This window comes from Trichocoleus sp. ST-U1 (assembly GCF_039961835.1).
Lineage (GTDB): Bacteria > Cyanobacteriota > Cyanobacteriia > Cyanobacteriales > FACHB-T130 > FACHB-T130.
In genome coordinates, this window is the sequence record NZ_JAMPJZ010000013.1 from 46,516 (window position 1) to 64,526 (window position 18,011).

General features: G+C 47.0%; 19 protein-coding genes. 12 read left to right on the forward strand and 7 right to left on the reverse strand.

Annotated features, from left to right (window positions below):
- Positions 1 to 192: 192 nt before the first annotated feature.
- A complete protein-coding gene (locus tag NDA06_RS07530) occupies positions 193 to 1,098 on the reverse strand; it encodes a CoB--CoM heterodisulfide reductase iron-sulfur subunit B family protein (protein WP_190413001.1) in 906 nt (301 codons plus the stop codon).
- 380 nt (positions 1,099 to 1,478) lie between these two features.
- Here NDA06_RS07530 and acpP point away from each other — a divergent pair, with 380 nt between their 5' ends.
- The 4 genes from acpP (at position 1,479) to NDA06_RS07550 (ending at position 5,702) form a co-directional block, all read left to right on the forward strand.
- A complete protein-coding gene (acpP, locus tag NDA06_RS07535; protein ID WP_190413002.1) occupies positions 1,479 to 1,730 on the forward strand; it encodes an acyl carrier protein in 252 nt (83 codons plus the stop codon).
- A gap of 205 nt (positions 1,731 to 1,935) precedes the next feature.
- The gene (gene fabF / locus NDA06_RS07540) at positions 1,936 to 3,189 is read left to right on the forward strand and encodes a beta-ketoacyl-ACP synthase II (protein WP_190413003.1); all 1,254 of its coding nucleotides are present in this window, start codon (positions 1,936 to 1,938) and stop codon (positions 3,187 to 3,189) included.
- Positions 3,190 to 3,476: 287 nt separating this feature from the next.
- Positions 3,477 to 5,489 carry a transketolase gene (tkt, locus tag NDA06_RS07545; protein WP_190413004.1) on the forward strand — a complete coding sequence of 671 codons (2,013 nt, stop codon included), beginning with the start codon at positions 3,477 to 3,479 and terminating at the stop codon, positions 5,487 to 5,489.
- An 81-nt stretch (positions 5,490 to 5,570) separates the two neighbouring features.
- Positions 5,571 to 5,702, forward strand: a complete 132-nt coding sequence (locus tag NDA06_RS07550; RefSeq protein WP_277877581.1) for a hypothetical protein — start codon at positions 5,571 to 5,573, stop codon at positions 5,700 to 5,702.
- Between the two features lie 94 nt (positions 5,703 to 5,796).
- Here NDA06_RS07550 and NDA06_RS07555 read toward each other — a convergent pair whose 3' ends face one another.
- Positions 5,797 to 5,946: a hypothetical protein gene (locus NDA06_RS07555; RefSeq protein WP_190413005.1), complete on the reverse strand. Its 150-nt coding sequence runs from the start codon at positions 5,944 to 5,946 to the stop codon at positions 5,797 to 5,799.
- Between the two features lie 105 nt (positions 5,947 to 6,051).
- On the opposite strand from NDA06_RS07555, the gene NDA06_RS07560 reads away from it, so the two are divergent.
- Entirely contained in the window at positions 6,052 to 6,312 is a 261-nt protein-coding gene (locus tag NDA06_RS07560; RefSeq protein ID WP_190413006.1) for a hypothetical protein, read from the forward strand.
- A gap of 36 nt (positions 6,313 to 6,348) precedes the next feature.
- Here NDA06_RS07560 and NDA06_RS07565 read toward each other — a convergent pair whose 3' ends face one another.
- The 3 genes from NDA06_RS07565 to NDA06_RS07575 all read right to left on the reverse strand — a co-directional run bounded on the left by NDA06_RS07565 (position 6,349) and on the right by NDA06_RS07575 (position 10,326).
- Entirely contained in the window at positions 6,349 to 8,547 is a 2,199-nt protein-coding gene (locus NDA06_RS07565; RefSeq protein WP_242037659.1) for a fused MFS/spermidine synthase, read from the reverse strand.
- A gap of 360 nt (positions 8,548 to 8,907) precedes the next feature.
- Positions 8,908 to 9,645 (reverse strand): hypothetical protein, encoded by a 738-nt coding sequence (locus tag NDA06_RS07570; RefSeq protein WP_190429733.1) that lies wholly within the window; start codon positions 9,643 to 9,645, stop codon positions 8,908 to 8,910.
- A gap of 219 nt (positions 9,646 to 9,864) precedes the next feature.
- Positions 9,865 to 10,326: a DUF2127 domain-containing protein gene (locus tag NDA06_RS07575; RefSeq protein ID WP_347275882.1), complete on the reverse strand. Its 462-nt coding sequence runs from the start codon at positions 10,324 to 10,326 to the stop codon at positions 9,865 to 9,867.
- Positions 10,327 to 10,701: 375 nt separating this feature from the next.
- Here NDA06_RS07575 and NDA06_RS07580 point away from each other — a divergent pair, with 375 nt between their 5' ends.
- From NDA06_RS07580 to NDA06_RS07610, 7 genes are all read left to right on the forward strand, one after another.
- Positions 10,702 to 11,970: an HhoA/HhoB/HtrA family serine endopeptidase gene (locus NDA06_RS07580; protein WP_190413012.1), complete on the forward strand. Its 1,269-nt coding sequence runs from the start codon at positions 10,702 to 10,704 to the stop codon at positions 11,968 to 11,970.
- Between the two features lie 298 nt (positions 11,971 to 12,268).
- On the forward strand, positions 12,269 to 12,604 hold the full coding sequence (locus NDA06_RS07585) for a hypothetical protein (RefSeq protein ID WP_190985209.1): 336 nt from the start codon (positions 12,269 to 12,271) through the stop codon (positions 12,602 to 12,604).
- A gap of 130 nt (positions 12,605 to 12,734) precedes the next feature.
- Positions 12,735 to 13,103 (forward strand): YtxH domain-containing protein, encoded by a 369-nt coding sequence (locus tag NDA06_RS07590; protein ID WP_190688185.1) that lies wholly within the window; start codon positions 12,735 to 12,737, stop codon positions 13,101 to 13,103.
- Entirely contained in the window at positions 13,100 to 13,618 is a 519-nt protein-coding gene (locus NDA06_RS07595) for a DUF948 domain-containing protein (protein ID WP_190688183.1), read from the forward strand. Before NDA06_RS07590 ends, NDA06_RS07595 begins: the two co-directional genes overlap by 4 nt.
- 26 nt (positions 13,619 to 13,644) lie before the next feature.
- Positions 13,645 to 14,292, forward strand: a complete 648-nt coding sequence (locus NDA06_RS07600; protein WP_190413016.1) for a rhomboid family intramembrane serine protease — start codon at positions 13,645 to 13,647, stop codon at positions 14,290 to 14,292.
- A 271-nt stretch (positions 14,293 to 14,563) separates the two neighbouring features.
- Positions 14,564 to 15,367, forward strand: coding sequence for a TPM domain-containing protein (locus NDA06_RS07605; RefSeq protein WP_190413017.1), 804 nt, complete (start codon positions 14,564 to 14,566; stop codon positions 15,365 to 15,367).
- Positions 15,368 to 15,669: 302 nt separating this feature from the next.
- Positions 15,670 to 16,299: a precorrin-8X methylmutase gene (locus NDA06_RS07610; RefSeq protein WP_190413018.1), complete on the forward strand. Its 630-nt coding sequence runs from the start codon at positions 15,670 to 15,672 to the stop codon at positions 16,297 to 16,299.
- A gap of 40 nt (positions 16,300 to 16,339) precedes the next feature.
- Here the strand turns inward: NDA06_RS07610 and NDA06_RS07615 are convergent, their stop codons facing one another.
- Both NDA06_RS07615 and dapB read right to left on the reverse strand, forming a co-directional pair.
- On the reverse strand, positions 16,340 to 17,044 hold the full coding sequence (locus tag NDA06_RS07615) for a phosphate ABC transporter permease (RefSeq protein ID WP_190985210.1): 705 nt from the start codon (positions 17,042 to 17,044) through the stop codon (positions 16,340 to 16,342).
- A gap of 83 nt (positions 17,045 to 17,127) precedes the next feature.
- Positions 17,128 to 17,958, reverse strand: coding sequence for a 4-hydroxy-tetrahydrodipicolinate reductase (gene dapB, locus NDA06_RS07620; protein ID WP_190413020.1), 831 nt, complete (start codon positions 17,956 to 17,958; stop codon positions 17,128 to 17,130).
- Positions 17,959 to 18,011: the final 53 nt, after the last annotated feature.

An 18,011-nucleotide genomic window follows, 5' to 3' on the forward strand; every position in this document is an offset into this window, starting at 1 on the left:
TAAACTTATGCCGACGCCTAACATTCTTTTAACCTGAAAGCCTTTGTCATGTCACATCAAATTTGTCAGATTTTGTAGAAACTGCCTCGCGCTGCCAAGCCGCCGAGACAGTTTCTAGGAAACAATCAAAGTGGTGAATTTTCTAAACTTAGACGACAGCGATGCTAGGACTAAAGTAGCCCACCCTACCCTCTAAAAGCCCAATTTTTCCAACACCGGATGAGTTGAGACAATGTGTCTATCCAAACCGAGCTGCTTCGGGCTAATCCCCAGCGCCAGAGAAATTAACTGGGGTAAATGCAGCACTGGCAAACCTAACTTATGCCCGATCGTTTTTTCAACCTCCGGTTGACGAGAGTCGAGATTTAGATGGCATAGGGGACAAGGCGTCACCATACAATCAGCACCCGCATCGAGGGCTTCTTGAATGTGCGACCCAGCCATCTTGAAAGATTGCGTGGTGGCATAGCTGGAAAGAGGCCATCCACAACACTGGGTGCGTCCTCGGTAGTAAACTGGCGTCGCCCCTACTGCCCGAAACACATTTTCCATCGATTCGGGTTGGAGAGGGTCGTCATAGGGGATATGAGTTTGGGCGCGGAGCAAATAGCAGCCATAAAATGCCGCACACTTCAAGCCAGCTAGTTTGCGGCTAACTCGATTTTGCAACTCCTCTAGTCCATAATCGGCGACTAATGCCCAAAGCAGATGTTTGACTTCTGTATTGCCTTGATAAGGAGAACAGCCTTCTTTCTTCAGTAAGCCATTCACCTGTTCTATATAAGCCGGGTTTGATTGTTGGGAGTCCTTCAAACGCTCATCCACATGACCAATTACGCCCTGGCAGGTACTGCAATGGGTTAACAACGGCAGATTCAGTTCTTCTGCTAGAGCAATATTGCGAGCGTTTACCGTATCTTCTAGCAGTTGAGAATCTTCTTTGTAGGTACCAGAACCACAACAAGCAGCTTTTTTTAGCTCAATCAGTTCGATGCCCAGGGCTTGGGTGAGGGCTGCTGTAGACTGGTAAAGCTCCCGGCAAGCGCCTTGAGCAACGCAGCCGGGAAAGTAAGCATATTTAAGAGTCGGGGATGCCATATTTTGACGAAAGACCAAAGGCAATTCAGAAGGACTGAGAATTTCAGGACTGTTAGCGTAGCGGGGCGTTAGCTCGGACTGAGCAGAGGAATGTCAGGAATCAGGAGGAGCAAAAAATTACTTTTTTCTTTTTTTCCCTCAGTCCGCACTTTCACGCCTCTACGCTAACAGTTCTCAGCACTCCCTTTACCCCTATCATCGCTTGTCCATCCCATACTGGGGGCAACTGGTGACATTCGTTTAAGTTTCAATAGAAGAGTGCCACTTGGAGAAGCGACTATCTATCGCTTTTGTTGTCCCCTCTTTCAGATAAGATGAAGAGATGCTTAGAACCGTATAACCCTAAGAACATAGCTTGAGGGAATGGGTAGAGGATCAATATGAGCCAAGAGGAAATTTTTGCAAGAGTCAAGAAGATTGTGGCGGAACAACTGGAGGTTGCACCCGACGAAGTCACGCCACAAGCTAACTTTGCTAACGATCTGGGAGCGGATTCCCTCGATACGGTTGAACTCGTAATGGCATTGGAAGAAGAGTTTGATATCGAAATTCCAGACGAGGCAGCTGAGCAAATTGCCACCGTTCAAGCCGTTGTGGACTACATCAGTGGCAAAGTGGCGGCTTCGGCATAAATAATCGTGCTGAATGCTGTAGGGGCGGGTAAAGAAGAATTTTCTTCGGGCGCGTTAATTAAAACTAATTAAAACTCGGTGCAAAACTCGCCCACAGGGAAGTCCTAAGTTGAAAATAACAATAGATACTTAGTTCTAAGTCTTCTTTCCTCGGTCCTATTACTGTTTTGCGTTTTGGGTGCAAAACCCATCTATTACTGGCATAATGACAAATTTTGAACGGAAGCGCGTTGTTGTAACAGGTCTCGGCGCGATTACACCGATAGGCAACACTTTGACAGATTATTGGTCAGGGTTGTTGAGCGGCACAAATGGCATTGGTCCGATTACATTGTTCGATCCTTCCCGGCATGATTGTCGCATCGCTGGTGAAGTCAAGGGATTTGACCCCCACACATACCTGGAGCGTAAGGAAGCAAAGCGGATGGATCGCTTTGCTCAATTTGCGGTAGCTGCGAGCAAGCAGGCGATCGCAGACTCTCAATTTGTCATTAATGAGCTGAACGCAGAACAAGTCGGCGTCATCATTGGCAGCGGGGTGGGCGGTCTTAAAGTGTTGGAAGACCAGCAAGAAATCTACTTGAGTCGTGGTCCCGACCGCTGTAGCCCGTTTATGATTCCCATGATGATTGCCAACATGGCAGCGGGTTTAACGGCAATCCACACGGGTGCCAAAGGGCCAAACTCTTGCCCAGTGACAGCCTGTGCCTCTGGCTCTAACGCGGTGGGAGATGCCTTTCGCCTGATTCAAGGGGGATATGCCCAAGCGATGATTTGTGGTGGCAGCGAAGCCGCCGTGACACCTTTATCGTTGGCTGGATTTTCTTCAGCACGGGCACTTTCGACGCGCAATGACGACTCGGCTCATGCTTGTCGTCCTTTCGATCGCGATCGCGATGGCTTTGTCATGGGTGAAGGCGCTGGCATTTTAGTGTTGGAAGAACTGGAACACGCCTTGAGCCGTGGCGCTCGGATTTATGCAGAAATTGTTGGCTACGGCATGACTTGTGATGCCTACCATATGACTGCACCCGTTCCAGGTGGTGAAGGAGCTAGTAGAGCCATGCAGCTAGCTTTGAAAGATGCAGGATTGGCTCCCGATCGAGTTAGCTACGTCAATGCTCATGGAACCAGCACACCAGCCAACGATGTGACTGAGACAGCAGCGATCAAAAAGGCTTTAGGTGAGAGTGTTGCCTACAAAGTGGCGGTTAGCTCCACCAAATCGATGACGGGGCACCTGCTAGGGGGTTCTGGCGGGATTGAAGCAGTTGCTACGGTGATGGCGATCGCCCAAGACCAGATTCCTCCCACGATCAACCTGGAAAACCCCGATCCGGGTTGTGACCTGGATTATGTACCCAATAAAAGTCGCTCTCAAACCGTCGAGGTGGCGCTGTCGAACTCTTTCGGGTTTGGCGGTCACAACGTGACACTCGCATTTAAAAAGTACAGATAGGGGCGATAAAAATATCAGCGGGTCGGGTGAGGGGAAAAAAATTTAATCCTTCACCCTTTATAATTTATCCTGTTTCTCACAAAGTATGGGATCTCCCATTCCGAATCGACATGGGGTAAGCAAGACCACCTATTTCGATGGAATGGCGATCCCTTAATACTGCCCACGACTTGCCCATCCATCCGGCTAATGGGATGATCGGTTAATGGGTGCTTAGGGCGATCCAGAGCATTCAACTTCCCGCTCAGCCAATTAGCGTGCTAAACCGTCGTTAAGTAGAAGAGATTATGGCCGTTGCAACCCAATCACTCGAAGAACTTTGTATTAACTCCGTCCGCTTTCTGGCGATTGACGCCGTAGAGAAGGCAAAATCAGGGCATCCAGGGCTACCGATGGGCGCGGCTCCAATGGCATTTGTGCTTTGGGACCGCTTTATGCGGTATAACCCAAAAAATCCCAAATGGTTCAATCGCGATCGCTTCGTCCTCTCTGCCGGTCACGGCTCCATGTTACAGTACGCCTTACTGTATTTAACTGGTTACGAAGATTTAACGATTGAAGACCTCAAGCAGTTCCGGCAGTGGGAATCGAAAACTCCCGGTCACCCGGAAAACTTCATGACTCGAGGCGTAGAAGTCACTACAGGTCCCCTCGGTCAAGGAATTTCTAACGCTGTAGGCTTAGCAATGGCTGAAGCTCATCTAGCAGCTAAATTTAACAAGCCCGATCATACGATCGTAGACCACTACACTTATGTAATTTTGGGTGATGGTTGCAACCAAGAAGGCGTCTCTGCCGAAGCTTGTTCCCTAGCCGGACACCTGGGGCTGGGCAAACTGATTGCCCTGTACGATGACAACAAAATCACCATCGACGGTCACACCGATTTATCGTTCACCGAAGATGTCGGCAAGCGCTATGAAGCCTACGGCTGGCACGTCCTAACCGTAGAAGACGGCAACACCGACCTAGAGGCAATTCACAAAGCAATTGAAGCCGCTAAAGCTGTTACTGATAAGCCTTCATTAATTAAAGTTGCCACTACCATTGGTTACGGTTCTCCCAATAAAGCCAACACCCACGGCGTACATGGTTCTGCCTTGGGTGGGGATGAAGTGAAAGCAACTCGCGAGCATCTGGGTTGGGAATACGAGCCTTTTGAAGTTCCAGAAGATGCCCTCAACCATTGGCGCAAGGCAATCGAGCGCGGTGCTAAGTATGAGGAAGAGTGGAATAAAAACTGGGAAAATTACAAAGCCAAATATGAAGAGGAAGCGGCTGAATTAGAACGGCTAATTAGCAACAAACTGCCAGAAGGTTGGGACAAAGTTCTCCCCACCTACACCCCAGAAGACAAAGCAGATGCTACCCGCAATCACTCTGGAAAATGCTTGAATTCTCTAGCTGGAATTTTACCCGAACTCTTGGGTGGTTCAGCTGACTTGGCTGGTTCCTGCATGACCTTAATCAAGAGTTCTGGGGACTTCCTCAAAGGTCACTACGAAAATCGCAACCTGCGCTTTGGCGTCCGCGAACACGGTATGGGAGCGATTTGTAATGGCATTGCTCTGCACGGCACAGGTTTGATTCCCTATGGGGCAACCTTCTTAGTCTTTGCTGACTATATGCGGGCAGCGATTCGTCTCTCAGCGCTCTCTCATGCGGGCGTGATCTGGGTAATGACCCACGACTCAATCCAGTTAGGTGAAGATGGCCCTACTCACCAACCTGTGGAAACGATTGCCTCCCTGCGGGCTATTCCCCAGCTAACGGTAATGCGTCCTGCTGATGGAAACGAAACCTCTGGTTGTTATAAAGTGGCGATTGAGGCAGCTAACCAGCATCGTCCGACCCTTCTGGCGCTGTCTCGTTTAGCACAGCCCAACTTGGCTGGCACTTCGATTGAAGGCACCACTAAGGGTGGTTACATCCTTTCCGATAGCGATGGCACGCCTGAGATTATCTTGATTGGCAACGGAAGCGAACTGCAACTTTGCGCCAAGGCAGCAGACCAGTTGCGCGGTGAAGGGAAGAAAGTCCGTGTCGTTTCCCTGCCCAGCTGGGAGTTGTTCGACGAGCAGGATGAAGCTTACCGGGAATCTGTATTACCCAAGGCTGTCACTAAGCGCCTAGCTGTAGAAGCCGCTTCTAGTTTCGGCTGGTGCCGTTACCTCGGAAATGAAGGCGCGATGATTAGCATTGACCGCTTTGGCGTTTCTGCTCCAGGGCCAGTTGCTCTAGAGAAGTTCGGCTTCAATGTTGATAACGTAGTCGCGAAGGCGAAGGCTCTGTTGGGCTAATAGCTAGGAAATAGTCTCTTGTAGGGTGGGCTGAAAAGTCCCCCCTTTTTTATTCACATCTGAGTTAAGTAGGGGTGGGCAATGCCAGAACCTCACCCTAATCCCTACCTGCTCTTGGCAAGGAAAGCTGGAGCCGCAGGCTCTATCAGGGTAGGGTTGCGCTTAATGGCGGGGAATCAGGCGGATTTAACATGGCATTGTCACTTCGATTGATTCCCATCTTCTACTTCAGGAAAAAAAATTTCAATTTGATTGTGTGTGCCGGTTGAAGAATTGTCTACTGCTAGAGGCAGTAGTTGTTTGGACTTCAAAGCGCGATCGCTCGTTTTTCCCCAAGCCGCAAGTGTTGATACAGCAAGGAGTAGCCAACTACATCGGCTAAAAAAGAACACAGAAATAGCATCAGGGTAGAAAGTCGGCTAAGAGAGTGACACAACAACGATTGTGGGCTATGCAAAAGTTTCTTATTTTAAGTAAGTACCGCAACAAGAACACGCTGATCGCTCAATCTGAGCGATTTAGGCGTAAATCGAGCAAATATTGAAAATAAAGAGCGAAAGTCATGCAAAAAGACCTGAACTACCCAATGATGGCGATTGTTAACGATTTAGATGCTCTGATGACCGAAATAGATGAAAATCCACAACTCTCTTCATGGGTCGTTCGTCTGGTACTCAAATCAATTAAAGAAAAAGCCAAGAGAATGGCTACCGAGACAGCGCCTCAATCAATTTATTTGAATCAGCCTCCTTATCTCGATGCTTTTGCCAACTCATCCACACTCAACACCTCACAAATCAAAGTATTACGGCAGCTACGGTAGATTGTATACGGCGTGCGATCGCATCGCATCTGTCATTCACCCGGCTTTTCTAGCTGCAAAGGCACGTAATACTCGGAAGATATTAGAAAAATCATCTGTCCACAGAGGCGCTGATTTTGTTTCCGGAATGGGTTGCCAGCGCGAGTCACTGACGAGATTGCCCAAATCTTTTTGATTACGAGCAAATAGCACCCAGTGAGAAGGAGATTTCCCGATTTCCCGCTCAGATTCAGAAATATCTGCTTCTCTCTGCCTCAGTGTAGACAATCCTAAATCCTGAGCTAAAGCGCCCAAAACCGGCTCAAGATTCAGGAATCGATTAGAAATGTTAATGACAATTAACCCTTCTTTAGCTAACTTACTCAAGTAAAGCTGAATGGCTTCCTTCGTTATTAGGTGGATGGGGACTGAATCCGAGCTGAAAGCATCCATGAAAATCAGGTCATAGCGATTATCTGGAACTTCAGTAAATCGCAACCGAGCATCCCCTAAAACTACAGATAATGGCGCTTTTGAATTCTGTAAAAAGGTGAAGTAACGAGTGTCACGAGCTAACCTTTCAATAGTCGGATCGATTTCATAAAAAGTCCATTGTTGCCCCAATTCTGAGTACGCAGCTAGCGTCCCAATTCCCAACCCTAGCACCGCAACATTTTTTGGAGGTTTTGTTTGATTCAAAGAGCTAAATAATTGCCCAATGGGACCAGTAGGATAAAAATAAGTTAAAGGTTCATTGTGCCGTTTTGGGTCGAGACTTTGTTTCCCATGCAGGATCGTTCCATGCAAAAGACTATGATAGCTGCCGCGCCTATCATCTAAAACCCGATAGACGCCAAAAAAGCTGCGTTCGGTATCGAGAATACCACCGAGAGTTCCTATCGAAAACTGGCTAATTAAAACAACCAAAACTAAGCCTAAACCAAACCGGATTGGATGTAGATTGAAGGCGTAAAAAATGCCAGCTAGGATGCTAAAACCGATAAGGTCGCCTATCAGGTTATTCGTAAAATTCTTGCCAGTAAAACCAACCAGCAAAGTGCCGATTAAAAGACCTAAACTGATGGGAAAAGTTAAACGTCGCTGTAGGTTAGATAGGGGATCGTCTGCCTCCTTAGAAGTTTGCATAAGGAGGAGACAAAGTACCATAATCAGAGGATACTCCAGGACAGATTGAAATAAAAGCGGAGCCGCGATTGCATTAAATAATCCGCCGAGGACACCCCCGACAGAAATCCACAGATAAAAATTAGTGAGATACTGCGTACTGGGACGACTTCGAGCTAATTTTCCATGAAAAACACAAGCCGCCACAAAAAATCCTGCCAAATGTAAGGGAAATAATACCCATATTGGCTGCATCACCTGAATTAAAAATAAAATTATTAGTATAGTCAACCATAAAGGTAAAATTGCCACTAAAACTTTATGAGGCAAAAGTGGTTTACGGGCAAAAGTTAAAATAAATGTTAATAGATAAATCGCTAAAGGAATTGCCCACAAAAGCGGAATTGCTGCAATGTCTGTCGTTAGATAAGTGGTAACTCCTAGAAGTAAACTAGAGGGTAAAAATGATAGTAATACCCATTGTGCTTTCTGTCGAATCGTGGGAGTTTCTTCTGTAAGCGCGGATTTGTTGCCTACATTGGCGTCCCCAGAAGCATTTTGAATAAACCCGGCGTTACCCGCTTGTAAACTGTTGAATTTTTCAGGCGATCGCCATAGGCATACTGCACATCCTAGAGTGAGCAAAACCAATAATCCGTAACCGATTGTCCATAGCCAACTTTGGTGTGTCAGCGAAAAATTTGGTTCAATTAAGATGGGGTAGCTGAGAACCCCTAACATACTGCCCAGGTTACTCGCAGTATAGAGGAAATAAGGATCGGAACTCGCTGGGTGTCCTGTCTCAGCAAACCACTTTTGCACTAAAGGCGCACTGGTAGCAACCACAAAAAAGGGAAATCCGACACAAAAAAGCAGCAAAAATAACAGCCAAGGGATAGGATTGGCATCATGAGGAGGAATCCAATTCTTAGCAGGAGTAACGGGTAAAAAGGCTATTGGTAATAGCAGAAAAATAGTGTGAATAACAGCTTGGTGGCGAACCCCAAACCAACTCGTTGTGATGTGGGAATAGCCATAACCTAGTAATAAAATTGCTTGGAAAAAGAATAGGCAAGTGTTCCATACTGATGGAGATCCGCCTAATAAAGGCAGAATCATCTTGGCAACCATCAATTGTACCCAGAAAAGGAGGAAAGCACTAACAAAAAGGGTGAAAGAAAAAAGAATAATCAAAAGCACTGCTCCTTTGGTAGATAGCTGAGGCTTACATTAATTATATTTGCAACAGCCCACAATGCAATTCAGTTTGTATAGCTAATTAAAAAAATCCAGTTTTTATTCTATTAATTCGTTTAATCTTGGCTTATTTTTTTTAATGTATACTTATGTCAAATTCAGCTTCCATTTTTGGCCGATTTCCCACTTTTTCTCAAAGGTAAAATCAGTCAATTCGTTGTGATTTTGCACCAACTCATAACTGATGCAGATATCGTCTTGGCGCGTCGGTTCAACTAGCGATCGCGTATCCCTTCATCCCTCACTCCGCGCATCCCTCAAGCCTTCTAGGAAGCCGCGTTGAGCGTGCGATCGCATATTCTCCTCGCTCAACTCCATCAAGCACACCAATTCATGTCCTTTGTAATATTCTGGATTCCGTTCTAAAAAGTAGCGCACATCTGGTTTATGCTGAAATCCTTCTTTAATCTCTGCCCAGCTTCCTCGCAAATGCCCTAGCGACGAGGGAAAGCGAATTAACCCACTCGCAGGATCGTAGTCATCTCCAAATTTTGTCTGAGCTAGGTAATCCATCAACGCCTGATAATTTACTGGCGTTGGATATCGCCAAGTCGGATAAAAACGTTGGGCAAATACCGACAAGTAGCGATACGTCCGGTATCCCTTAACAATTAGAAACCAATATAAAGGTTGCTCCATTGCTTCGCCTTTAATCTTCCCAGCCAGACGACACCACGCCAATGGCAGGGTTTGTTCTCCCCAATATTGATGATGGATAATCGTATCGCCGGAGAAAATAGCACGTTTCGGCTTTCCTTCAAATTCAAACGAAAGAATCGCCAGTGTGGAAAAACCTTGAAGTTTTTCCTCTTCATTCCACAGCAGGATTACATAATCTTTGTTACTCAAATCCTGTTGAAAAATTTCCCAACTGCTGCCATCGTAATACTGGGTATATAAGTCATACATCAAGCGGATTAGGTACGTTTGGATTTTTGGTTTAGGGACAACTTCAGCTTTTAAACGGTTCATAGAGTCAGAAAATAGCCAATATAAACTGCTGGATTGTCAGTCCATCATAACAGTCCAATTTCTGAGTAGGGTCTAAAAAGGCTGGCTACCATGTAAACGCTTCCTAAAGCTGTCAGAACAGGGGTCAGCTAAATTAAGTCAAGTAACTTTTAATCAAAAATATCCAATCTGGGATTTTAAAGTTAGCGATCGCTGTCTGCTCAAGCCGGGTTTCAATTTTTACTGCGATTGCCCATCATCGCGGGTAGAGAGTGAATGACGCAACAAATACCAAAACACAGCTAAATTTACCAAAAAAACTGCTAGCTTTAGTAGCGATATTCTGCGGAATAGCTCAAAAATTTCAGGTGGAATACTAATCCCTACCAGTACCAAAACTAATATTTTTGCCCAACCTTTTTGATACCAAAGACCGATTCCCTCAATCGCAGTTAAAATCGCGTAGAGTCCAACAGCTATGCTGGTAAACTGCAAAGTTTTAGGGTTAAAATTTAAAATCTTGTCCAAAGTCCATTTAATAATGTCTAATTTACCTTCTAAAGCACAAGATTCTGAAAAATCAACCAAAAGCTGATGTTCTTTGACTGTTAATCCTAAAGCGATCGCAATCACCGCAAGCAGTAAAGCACTGAAGATTTTGTAAATAACGATTGCCACTAAACCCGGTGGGCGCTTAGTAATATTTTTCACATGAATTACCCGTGATTTTGGTGAATGAGTCAGCCGCTTCTGGGACGCCCGAACAATTAGGCACTCGCTTACGTTTGATCGTATGCGGGCGAGTGGGGCAAAGCTGCTCCTTTGAGAGGTATTCCAAAAAGTAGATATCTCCTCTCCAGCCCCAAGAATTTTCATTAGAGTGCAACATCAACGTCACAAGCACGTCACATGAGATGTCTAAATTAAGAGATGTAGAGATGTTAAACAAAGCATCTATACAGGCAAATTTACATAGCGTTTTCACGCGGACGCACTTGGTAAACCAGCGGATAACAGAGCTGTCTTCACCAGAGCCAAGCGTACAGAATTTTAACTTCCTTGTCGCAGGTGTCAACAATGAAAAGCAAACAGCAAGATAGCGATTATAATTCCAGGCAACCCAACCAGAAAGGATTTGACGCTTCGGCACCTAAACCCTGGCAAAAGGCAGCCACCTATGTATCGCTGGTGCTGCTGGGAGCTGGTGTCACCTTCTCAGGCGGCTATCTGGGGTCAAATACCCTGCTGTCCTCCAAGGAGTCTACTTCTAAAGTGTCTCTAACCCCAGGAGTTGCGGTTGCTCAGGCACAACTACCACTTAGCACAGACACTAACTTTGTTACAGAAGTTGTGGACAAGGTGGGACCAGCAGTGGTGCGGATTAATTCTTCCCGCACGGTGACACAACAACTCCCTGACGCTTTCAATGACCCCCTCTTCCGCAGGTTCTTTGGCGCTGAGTTGCCGACTGGCCCACAAGAGCGAGTGGAACGGGGTACGGGATCGGGCTTTATTATCAATACGGATGGTCAAATTCTCACCAATGCCCATGTAGTCGCTGGTGCCGACACTGTAAACGTCATTCTCAAGGATGGGCGCACCTTTACAGGTAAGGTGATGGGTACAGATCCGGTAACAGATGTCGCCATCGTTAAAATTCAGGCGGATAATCTGCCGACGGTGCGTTTGGGTGATTCAGATCGGCTGAGACCTGGGGAATGGGCGATCGCTATCGGTAACCCCTTGGGTCTAGATAATACCGTCACAACAGGGATTATTAGTGCCACCGGACGCTCTAGCTCTCAAGTTGGCGTTCCCGATAAGCGGGTAAACTTTATCCAAACAGATGCGGCGATTAATCCGGGTAACTCAGGCGGGCCACTGCTGAACGCCAAAGGTGAAGTGGTTGGGATGAATACAGCGATTATCCGGGGTGCCCAAGGATTAGGCTTTGCGATTCCTATCAATACCGCTCAACGCATTGGCAATCAGCTGGCGACGACTGGCAACGTGCAACATCCTTATCTGGGCATCCAGATGGTGAAACTCACGCCTGAAGTCAAACAGCAAATCAATGAAGATTCCAACAGTCGCGTGAATATCAATGCGGATCGCGGCATCCTTGTCGTCAGAGTCATGAGAAACTCCCCTGCTGCCAATGCAGGGTTACGCACGGGAGATGTTATCCAAAAAATCAACGGTCAATTGGTCACAGACACAGACACAGTACAACAGCAAGTAGAAAGGAGCCAGGTGGGCAGTAGTTTACAGATGGAGGTGCTTCGGAATGGGCAAACGATTAACCTACCTGTAACCACTGCGGCTCTCCCGACCCAGAGCGAGTAGTGTGTTAATAGCTTTCTCAATCAGTCAGTAAGACAAGGTTTCTGAGGATGGGTATTTTGCCCATCCTTTTTGTATGTATTATCAGATTCCATAAGGGCATGGCGCAAATACGCCCCTAGATCGGGAATGGGAGGTTAATAAATTCACGATCTTTCAAGTCTCCTCAACTCAGAAAATTATCCAACCCTAAGCACTCCCTACTAGCAAGGTAGCTGAGGGGTTGATGAAGCAGGAAATGAACGCTCAAAAAGCGGTAGATGAGTCAAACTAAAGAGGCTAGGTGCTTTCAGGATGAGAGATGGTGACAATTGTTGTGGGTTTCAATGTGCTGCTCTCGCTGATGCTGTTGTATGTTGCCTGGAAAATCCGAAAACTGCGATCGCGTCTGGCAAAAATTACAAAGATTTTACTCGCGGCCGAGCGGAATACTTATAACGTGCTAAGGGGTGCCCCCAAGATTCTTTCTAAAGGTCAGCTTGGGGCTAATTTGCTCACAGAGCGATATCAGCAACTCGATCCTCAACTACAACGGGTGCAAAAAATTTTGGCATTGTTCGGTTTGGGACAAAAACTCTGGCTGCGGAATAAGCCAAAGTCCATAGGAATAACGCAGCGCTTCTGGCGCAGAAGTTGAAACTACCTAAACCACTGCTGTTAAGATAAGGGCGATTTTCTTTTTCCAAAGGTACTCGTATTGCTGCCTGTACCGACGACGGATTAAGGAAAACTGCCTAAAATTGGAATTAAGACATAGAGACTAGAAAATGTCAAACAACCGTGCTGGATCATTTATTGGTGGTCTGCTGCTAGGCAGCGCTCTTGGAACCATTACCGGATTATTGGTTGCCCCTCGTACAGGTCGAGACACGCGGCGGCTGTTAAAAAAATCTGCCGATGCCTTACCAGAATTAGCCGAAGACCTATCGACCAGCGTGCAACTGCAAGCTGACCGCCTCTCAGAATCAGCACTGCGAAACTGGGATGAAACGCTTTTGAGATTAAAACAGGCGATCACTGCTGGAATTGAAGCCTCTGCACGCGAACAAGAAGCACTCAAACAAATCACGGAGGAAGAAGTCCAGGCTGATGCACGCCCCCTTGTAACCACAGACGATAGGCGATCGCAAGAGTGACTGAACCCTTATTTTGGTTAGGATTGTCGGTTTTACTGGTGGCGGTTAGCTTAGCTGCCGTCTTAGTATCGCTGCTGCCAGCGGTACAAGAATTAGCGCGGGCAGCTCGCAGCGTAGAAAAGTTAGCAGATACGCTAAACCGAGAAATGCCCCCCACACTAGAATCAATTCGCCTGACGGGTTTGGAAATTAGTGACTTGACCGATGATGTCAATGAAGGCGTCAAGAGCGCCAGTCAAGTTGTTAAACAAGTCGATCAAAGCATTAGCGGTGCTAAGAAGCAGGCTCAAAACGTGCAAGTTGGCACCCGCAGCGTCTTTGCCGGTGTGAAAGCTGCTTGGAAAACTTTCAAGCGTCCTACGGGAGGGCGTAGGTCAATCGATCGTTTGCCACCAGGGCAAAGAAATGGTTTTGAGCCTCGTGGATACGGTGATTCTTATCAAGACACTGAAAATGCCTCCACTTCTCATAAAAATTATCAGGGGTGGGAGTCGTCAGACTCAGAAGATTATTAATACAGATGCCGTTGAGAATACCAGCTATGAGAAAGAATCAGGGAAACTCAGAACCGACCGATTCTGCAACTGACTTGCTACTAGAGGATCGTTCATCAAACCGCAGACGAAACACCCAATACAACGGTGTTTTTGCCCTGATTTTGATCAACCTAGTTATCTTTATTGCTGACCATATTCTCAGCCTCAATCTTCAAGGTTTATATCTCAATCATGCCCGCCCAGCCTTTTATCAGTTCTTCACGGCGATGTTTTGTCATGCCAGCTGGGCGCACTTGTCGGGAAATCTATTTTTTCTTTATATCTTTGGTCGCCTAGTTGAGGAAGAGGAAGGGATCTTCGGGGTGGTCGCTTCCTACATCATCTGCGGACTGGGCGCTAGTCTGATGAGTTGGCTTTTCCAGCATGGGCCAATCTATTCTTTAGGGGCTTCGGGAGCCGTCTTTGGCTTATTCGCGGTCAGCGTGTTGATTAAGTTGAGCTGGAATTGGCGCAAAGTCTTGGAAGTTCTGATTTTGGGTCAGTTTGTGATTGAGCGAGTGTTCTTTGAATTTCAACAAACTGGGATTCAAGACGGGGTAGACCATTTTGCTCACTTAGGAGGCGCTGTTGTAGGAGTAGCGCTGATTATGGGTTTGATGCGGCTTGACCCCACCCGGTTTCGGAAAACTTAGTTAGTGCAGTAGACATCGCAGTAGACATCGCACCAGAGCAGCACAAGAGTCAGGGGTGATTCCATGCAACATCAAAGCTGGCATGGAATCACCCCTTTTTTCTCTTCCCTCTCCCCTTTTCCCTCAGCCCTCAGTCCTTATCCTTAGTCCTTTTCCCTCTCCCCTCCTGAATAGATACCCCTAGAGACTCCTTGTATTAAAATATGGTAAACAAGTGTAAAGAAATATTAGTTTACCTAACCCATTCGCTTTTAAAGAAACCGAACTGCCAATGAAGCCTCTTCCTAAACAACGAATTGTGGCATCTTTAGTCGCATTTTTCCTGGCTTTGTCCATTTGGGCGATCGCTCCCGTTGCTCACGCCTATAACAATCCCGACTTACTGCCGGAGACTCCTACCCCAATCATTGACTTAGCCAAAGCCTTGACAAATATTCAGGAAGAGGGATTGGTCAAAAACATAGAGAGTTTTGAAGCAGAAACAGGTTGGAAGCTGCGGGTATTAACTCAATACGACCGCACCCCTGGTCTTGCCTTAAAAGATTATTGGAGCTTGGATAATAAAAGCGTGTTGCTGGTTGCCGACCAACGCGGCGGTAATATTCTCAATTTTAATGTAGGCGATGACGCTTATAAACTCATGCCCCGTACCTTCTGGATTGAGTTGCAAACGCGCTTCGGCAATCTCTACTTCGTGCGCGAAAATGGCGAAGACCAAGCCATCATTCAATCATTAGAAACCATTCAAACCTGTCTGCGTCAGGGCGGTTGCCGGGTTGTACCCGGACTGCCCAGAGAACAGTGGATTCTCACTCTAATTACCTCCATTGTGGGCGGAATTATCTGCGGCTTTGCCGCTGTACCCCGCAAAGAGGGACAAATTTTTGCATGGCAGTGGGCTTTAATATTCTCTCCCTTGTGGGGAATTCTATTCATTGCTTTTGGTCTCGGCCCCGTTGTCACTCGCACCTCGGAGTGGTTGCCCCTGTTTCGCAACTTCGCCGGTTTTTTCATCGGTGCTTTAGTCGCTTACCTATCACCAATGATCGTTCAGTCTTCGGCTCCGGAAACTTGAAAAAATCCGTCAGCGGCTAGAATATTTCCAGGCTTTGCCAGAGAATGAGGGCAAGAGGCAAGAGGCATCCCCTCACACCTCTTGCCCAGAAAAAGCTGATATCGCAATCCTATTTGATTTGTCAGATTTTTTTAACGAATTGCTAAACATACCTGCATACAGCAAGAAGATTTCATAACATCTTTTTATCTTCTTTCTCTTCCTTTATTTCTTTGTCGTTTAATAACACTCTTTTGGTTTTCAAAAATCATTTCGGACTGCTAGCTGGTAAGCTGATAGCTAAAAGCTGAAAGCGAATCGCTATGGAATGGCACGTAACGGATGCCCAAAGTTTGGCAATCATTGACCGAGAAATTGGCGACCACATCTTCTCACCAGCGGAATTTGAGATTGTGCGTCGAGTCATTTACGCAACCGCTGACTTTGAATATCGGTCTTTAATTCGCTTTTCTGAGCGGGCACTCCAAGCTGGCGCAGCTGCTTTGGCAGCCCGTAGTACCATCGTGGTAGATGTGCCAATGGTGCAAGTCGGCATTAGCCCCACGATCCAAAGTACTTTTGCTAATCCGGTGTATTGCAGTATGGAAGCCCTAACGCGGCCCCAAAAAGACAAAAGCCGCGCTGCCTGGGGAATTGAAACCCTCGCTAGACGCTATCCAGAAGGAATTTTTGTGGTAGGTCAGGCTCAGACGGCTCTCATTTCCCTGGTCGAGCTAATTGAGGCAGAAGAAATTCGACCAGCATTGGTGATTGGCACGCCTTCGGGATTTGTGGATGTGGATGTTGCCAAGGAACGGCTGAATGATTCGCTAGTTTCTCACATCCGAATTGATGGACGTAAAGGTAGTGCGGTGGTAGCAGCGGCGATTGTCAATGGTTTAGTTGACTTAGCATGGCAAGCTTATGGGCAGGATACGAATGGTGTCGGCTAAGGGCAGGGAGGCGGGCATTAGCCATTAGCCGGTTCTCGATTCAAGGGCGACGCGATCGCCTACGCTTAGGAGTACGGTCTTCAGGATAGGAAACATCGTCAGTGTCTCCTAACTGACGGCTGACATCCTCAAAAAAGTCCCGCCGCAAATAAGGATAGTCGCTCACCCAGAGATTTTGACTGGGAATATAAATGTCTGTCACCTTGGCAATCCGACCCAGGTCTTTCTGATTGGACAGCACGACCATCTCAGCAACTTGACCGGGTTTAACTGCTTTATGGATGCGGCGCAGCGGTACTTGCATCTGGGTTGTAAATCCGGTTTCATCCCCAACTTCGATGTTCAACCGACGCTCTCGATTTTCAACAATCACTAGTTGCCCGCGATTGTTGACGGTTTGCTCTTCGCCAATCAACTCTTCAGAAACAAAGATATCTACGACTTCACCCCGCCAGAATCCACTGTAGGCGTAGCGGCGATAAGAAGCATTCCGGAGACTCGCCCAATAGACGGGTGCCCACAACCAGTAAAGACCCGCAATGATTCCCAGAAAAAAGGTGATCGCGCTCAGATCCTCGCCCAGCAAAAACTTGCCGACGAGTAAAACCACCACCACAGCTACTACAGAAATTAGCAATCGCTTTAAAAAGTCTGGGAACTTGCCCCAGCAGTACGCATACTGCGGGCCAGTGGCAATCTGGGGAATCAAGTCTTCAAATTTCTTGCGCGTTAATGGGACTAACATATTGTTCAAAAGCGAATTGCTAATTGAAGGATGGCTAATTGTTTAAGAGCAATCCTTCGCTCCTTCGATTAGGGATTAGCCACTTATAGTATCTTTTCTAACCCATAGACTAGGGATTTGAGCTGGATAACTTTGCGGATGGCGAGAAGAACACCAGGCATATAGCAAGACCTATCTGAAGTATCGTGGCGTAGGGTATAAATTTGACCCGGTGCCCCAAACATCACTTCTTGGTGAGCGATGAGACCGGGTAAGCGAACGCTGTGGATGCGAATCCCCTCATCGGCTTGGCTACCTCTAGCACCGGGTAGTTTTTCAGTTTCTTTTACCGTCGGTGGATTGTAGGTTTTACCCAGTTCGCCTAACATCTGGGCAGTTTGAAGGGCGGTACCGCTAGGAGCGTCGGCTTTTTGGTTGTGGTGTAACTCGATAATTTCAACGTGGTCAAAGTATTGGGACGCCTGGACAGCTGCCTGCTGTAGTAACACCATACCAATGGAAAAGTTGGGGATAATCAGGGCACCCGTGCTGGCTTTGTCGGCAAATTCAGCAAGCTCTTGGATTTGCTGCGGGCTAAGTCCAGTTGTGCCAACGACAGGTCGGATGCCATAAGCGATCGCAGTCCGCACATTTTCATAAACTGAGTCAGGATGAGTAAAATCAACCATAACGCCCTGTTGTTTTTCCTGGGTCGCTAGCACCAGCATCCCTTGTAAGTCACTGACAATGGGAACTTCCAAGGGTTCGCAACCCGCCACTTCTCCAACGTCTTGACCCTGGTATTCCAAAGAGCGATCGATTGCCCCCAGCAAAGTCATATCGTCTGCTTGAGCAACGGCTTTGACGACTTCGCGACCCATTTTTCCAGCCGCACCGTTGACGACAACGGGAATCGGATACTGTTGATTTGCCATGATTTAAGAATACCCTTCTCGACAAGCGCATTCTAGACCAAGAAGGGCTTCCC